The organism is Bradyrhizobium sp. MI1.4, from assembly GCF_055811315.1.
Genome location: NZ_JBVVPP010000006.1, coordinates 1 through 5000 on the forward strand (window position 1 = coordinate 1; position 5000 = coordinate 5000).

Annotated in this window: 4 protein-coding genes (1 of these 4 running past the window's edge); 3 read left to right on the plus strand and 1 reads right to left on the minus strand. The window is 60.2% G+C overall.

The genetic code is table 11. The features are described from left to right. The first annotated feature begins 82 nt into the window (after positions 1-82). Together AC0L23_RS08740 and AC0L23_RS08745 are read left to right on the plus strand one after the other, a co-directional pair. Positions 83-2773, plus strand: a complete 2691-nt coding sequence (locus AC0L23_RS08740; protein WP_473356814.1) for an ATP-binding protein — start codon at positions 83-85, stop codon at positions 2771-2773. A gap of 54 nt (positions 2774-2827) precedes the next feature. Then, the gene (locus AC0L23_RS08745; protein ID WP_026232500.1) at positions 2828-3169 is read left to right on the plus strand and encodes a DUF6984 family protein; all 342 of its coding nucleotides are present in this window, start codon (positions 2828-2830) and stop codon (positions 3167-3169) included. A 100-nt stretch (positions 3170-3269) separates the two neighbouring features. Here the strand turns inward: AC0L23_RS08745 and AC0L23_RS08750 are convergent, their stop codons facing one another. Next, on the minus strand, positions 3270-4355 hold the full coding sequence (locus AC0L23_RS08750; RefSeq protein ID WP_473356815.1) for an NAD-dependent epimerase/dehydratase family protein: 1086 nt from the start codon (positions 4353-4355) through the stop codon (positions 3270-3272). A 288-nt stretch (positions 4356-4643) separates the two neighbouring features. Between AC0L23_RS08750 and AC0L23_RS08755 the strand changes: the two genes are divergently transcribed. Next, positions 4644-5000 carry the beginning of a TRAP transporter substrate-binding protein gene (locus AC0L23_RS08755; RefSeq protein WP_085385474.1) on the plus strand. The gene runs 732 nt beyond the window's last position, so 357 of the gene's 1089 nt are visible here — the first part of the coding sequence; it begins with the start codon at positions 4644-4646; its stop codon lies beyond the right edge, outside the window.

A 5000-nucleotide genomic window follows, 5' to 3' on the forward strand; every position in this document is an offset into this window, starting at 1 on the left:
TCCCTGCAATCTCAAACCGCCTCGAATCCGAAAAAGAGACTCCTGCTCAATCGCTTAGAACCTTGTTCACGGACGACTTCATATGGCGGGCTTGCGCAAGGTGCTCGGCGATGGAGAGGCCGGAGCGACGTATGTCACGACCGTGCCAGGACAAGGGTATAGCTTCGTGGCGCCTGTCTCACGAACGCTCAAGCCTGTTGCTGAAATCGCAAAATCGGGTCGACGCTCAACATTTCCGAATCGCCTTGGCAGGATGATTGGCAGGGACGACGCCGTGCAAGCGATCTCCTCGCATCTTATGGCCGAACGATTCGTGTCCATTGTCGGTCCGGGCGGGATCGGAAAAACAACTCTGGCAATATCTGTCGGCCACCAACTCACTACAGAGTTTGCCGATCTGGTTCACCTTATTGACCTGGGCTCACTTTCTGATCCGCATCTCGTGGCGGGTACGATCGGCTCGGCGCTCGGACTTGCCGTTGACGATCGCGATCCTATCCCCGGCCTTCTGGCCGCACTGCGAGACATCCGAGTTTTGCTGGTGCTCGATAGCTGCGAGCGTGTGATTGAGGCGGCTTCTGCGCTGGCAGAAACCATCTTCGAGGAAACGCCGCAAGTTTACATCTTGGCAACAAGCCGTGAAACCTTGCGGGTCAGAGGCGAGCACGTTCATTGGATAGCTCCCCTCGAGTTTCCGCCTGAGGGTCCCAATGCACGAGAGGCGATGGCATACGCTGCAGTACAGCTTTTTGTCGAACGCGTTACAGCAAGTCAGCCTCAGTTCATACTCAACGACGTCGATGCACCGGTCGTGGCCGAGATCTGCCGAAAGCTCGACGGAATCCCCCTCGCAATCGAACTCGCAGCTGGTCGTGTGGACGCTTACGGAGTCCATGACGTTTTGCGGCTCCTCGACCACAAGTTCGAGCTCTGGCGAGGCCGGCGAACGGCGTTGCCGCGACACCAGACTCTGGCTGCAACGCTCGACTGGAGCTACGATCTTTTGCCGGAGCTTGAGCAGATTATCCTGCGCCGACTATCTGTTTTCGTTGGGCCGTTTACGATCGAGGCTGCCTTCGCGATCGCGGCCGGAGATGATTTGGACGATTCGCAGGTGATCGAGTCCGTTGCCAGTCTTGCCGCCAAGTCACTTCTGACAGCGAACGCTCGTCTCGCCATCCCGCTATACCGATTGCTGGATACCACCCGCGGGTATGTGCAGGAACAGTTGGCCAGAAGCGATGATGCAAACCTCGTTGCTCGCCGTCATGCTGTCTATCATTTAACTTTATTCGAGCGGATTGGGGTCGAGCTGTCCGGTTTCCGGAAGAGCGAAAATGCGTCTGCCTCCAAGCTCGTTCGGTCCCTGAAAGGGGCAGGAAGCAACAATCTGACCGAAGCATCGGTTGCCACTAATGGTCGGCCGATCGATGAGATCCGCGTTGCCCTCGACTGGGCGCATGGCAAGTCTGGTGATTCGCTGCTAGCGCTCGACCTCACGGCCGCTGCCGCACCGGTCTGGATTCATCATATGCTCATAGACGAATGTCGGGAGCGGACAGAGCAAGCGGTTTTCCAAATCGACGAAAAGCTGGGTCGTGACGCGCGCCGGGAGCTCCGCCTCTTCTTCACTTTGGCGGTTGCGCATATGGAATCGACCGGGGACGCTGCGATCATCGACGATGCGTGGTTGCGTGTATCCCGATTGGCTGAAGAACTGGACGACAACGAATATCGGCTGAGGAGCTTATGGGGTCTCTGGATAGGGCGATACCTAAGAGGCGATTTCCCCGGTGCACTGCAGATCGCCGAAAAATTCGTCAACCTGCCTGATGGCGCTATCGATGTCGCTGATCGTTTCGTCGGAGAGCGGATTTTGGGAGTGACGCGGCACATTCTAGGGGACCAAGCCGGCGCCCGGCGACATCTGGAAAAAATGCTGGCAGGCTACGTCGCGCCGCCAGGGCAAATGCACGCCCTGCGATATCAGTTTGATCAACATGTGGCTGCCCGAACGTACTACAGCCAAACGCTTTGGCTGTTGGGTTTTCCGGACCAGGCAGCCGCGGTCGGCAAACACGCCTTCGATCATGCGACGGCACTTGGACACGATTTTTCTCTTCTCTATGCGATTGCCTTCGGCGCTTGCCCTCTAGCGCTTGAGATCGGCAATTTTGATGCTGCGGAAGCGCTCATCTCAACTATGCTTCATCGAGAAGCGACGTTCAGAGCAATGGGAGTATGGGGCCGCTGTTATGCGGGTATTCTGGAGATGAAGGGTGGCCACACCGCTGCGGGCCTTGCCCTGCTTCGCGAAGGCTTGAGTGGCTTCCCCCCGACCGGCTTTCAAAGCCGCTATTTATTCCTTCTGGGCAATCTCGCACTCGGTGAGTCTGATATCGGCGATCACCGCGGAGCCAATACAACGATCGAAAGGGCGCTGGCTCAATCGGAAAGGAACGAGGACCGCTGGTTCGTCGCTGAACTGCTGCGCATCAAGGGTATCCTGGCGCTCAATCAAGGTGGCGCGGAGGCGCTCGTGTCGGCCGAAGCGCACCTCAATCACTCTCTCGAGTGGTCACGCCGCCAAGGCGCAATATCCTGGGAGCTCAGGACGGCGACAACTCTGGCATCCCTGATGCAGAAGCAGTCGCGTATCGGTGAGGCACGGGAGCTGCTAGCGCCCCTTTACGTTCGTTTCTCCGAGGGACTTGCCACTGCAGATTTAGTCAAAGCTCGTTCTCTGCTGACATTGTTGAACGAGCCAACCTAGCTTGGATCAATAAGGATTCGCAGCGTGATAGAGCCAGCCGCTACGAGAAAGAAGATGCCACGCCCACTCACCCCCGCAGAGCGTGATCTGGTTGCCTTTATTCTAGGTCAGCATTCGCCCTTGCAGGACCATTTTGGGCTCGTCGAGGAAATGAACGACGGTGGGATGGGTAGCCTTCTCTTTGTCGGCGCGGCAGATCGGCGTTTCGGCCGATGTATTGGCGAATGCGAATTCGACGATGCCGATGGAGTGCTGGTGTCGGTCGCGCTGAACCTCGGCCAGCGCGACGAGTTGTTTGAACTTGATCTGTGGAAAGTCGACTTTTCGCCGCTACAGAGGATCGCCGTCCTAGGTGATGTCCGTCCCTCACGGTGGTTGCGACACACGCTCAGATAAGCCAGATCTGAAGCCGTTCGAACCGGCTCGGCCAGCGGACCGCTCCGGGTCACAGTCTGACCTGGGCAACGATCCCGGACATATCCGCTTTGGCTCTCGGTCAGGGAAGCAGTCGCTCTTGCTTCGCCTGCCTGAACCACTTCCGGAACATATCCTCGGTGTCCATCATCTCGGTGAAGCCGGCGCGGTTGATCTTCACGGTCGAGACGATCGAGGGCGGACCGGATTCGGTCTGGCCGAAGCGCACGCTATAATCGGCGTATTGAAGCGAGAGCCCGACAAATTCGGCCAACGCAGGCGACACAAGATCGTGCTTGCGGCGCAGCGCATCCCAGGGGTCGACCCAGGATGGAAACGCCCTGGCGAGCGACAGCGGGACCGGCTTACCCGGCCTCATCTCCAGCGCATCCGCGACCGCAGGCCAGATGTTCTCCCAGGTGAAGACGTCGCCATTGGTCACGTTGAAGGCCTCGTTCCGCGCGGCCTCGGCCTCTCCCGACCAGGCGATGGCGCGGGCGAGGAGATCGACGTCGACGGACTGCCCCACCCGCGGGGCGCCGCCGGGGTAATCGAGCGGCCTGCCCTGCTCGCGCAGCATCGCCGCGTAGACGCCGAGCGGTGGAATCAAATCCATGGCGCCCCCCATGGCGAGGCCGACGATCAGCACCGGCCGCAGGATGGTCCAATGCCAAGCCTTGCCGGCTTGGAGTTGGCGCAAGAAGTTTTCCTGCGCCCAGTAGAAGTTGGGCTGCTCGTACATTTCGGAGCGGCCTTCGCGGGCCGGCACGGTCAAGGGGCGAACGTGGACACCATAGGCCTTGGTGCCCTGCAGCAGGGCGACGTGCCTGAGGCCGGGCGCCACAGGCTCGAGCGCACCCATCAAATTGCGCAGCATCAAATCGTTGGTCTTGATCTGCTGCGGGTCGCGCCAGCCGTCGACGAGCTGCGGCGCCTCGTAGAGCGCGGCGTAGATCAGATGCGTTGCGCCGCTCAGTTCCGAGGCGGCACGCCCGCAATCCGCTGCGCTGGTCAGGTCGATCGGGACATGACGGGCACCGTAGAGGTCGCGCGGCTTCCGCCGGGACAGGGCAATGACATCGCACCCGCCCGAGACGCCGAAGTGTCGCAACGCGGCATTGCCGACGAGACCGCTCGCTCCGGCGACCACGATTTTCTTGCCCGTCATGCGCGAGCCTCCCTGGTTTTTGAATGACCGAATAGCAGATCGCTTGCAGGCCCGACTTGCGTCAGGCCGGCGTTCGCACCTGCGAGGCGCCCGTGAGGCTTGATTCCGGCGAAGCGCCCGGTCATCCTCGCCGCGGAACCGCAACGATCGGAATTCCATCTTCGAGTGCCCGCAAGGGCCGTTCGGAAACGCCACAACGTCTCAACAGACAACGTCGAGCGTCGACGAAGACAAGACGACACCAAGATCGGTCCCTGGTCGAAGCATCGACTTAACGGAGGGAAGCGCATGGAACGTCGTAAATTCCTGACGGCAGGCGGATTGGGCCTCGCCGCCAGTGCCGTCACTGCGCCGGCGATCGCGCAGTCGATGCCCGAGATCAAATGGCGATACGCCGCGAGCTGGCCGAAGGCGCTGGATACGCTCTACGGCGGCTGCGAGTATTTCGCCAAGCGCGTTGCCGAGATCACCGACAATCGTTTCCAGATCCAGCCATTCGCCGCCGGCGAGATCGTGCCGGGCCTGCAGGTGCTCGACGCCGTCGCCAACGGAACGGTGGAGATGGGCAACACCGCGCTGTATTATTACTGGGGCAAGAACCCCGCCTTCACGTTCGGCACGTCGCTGCCGTTCGGCTTGAACACG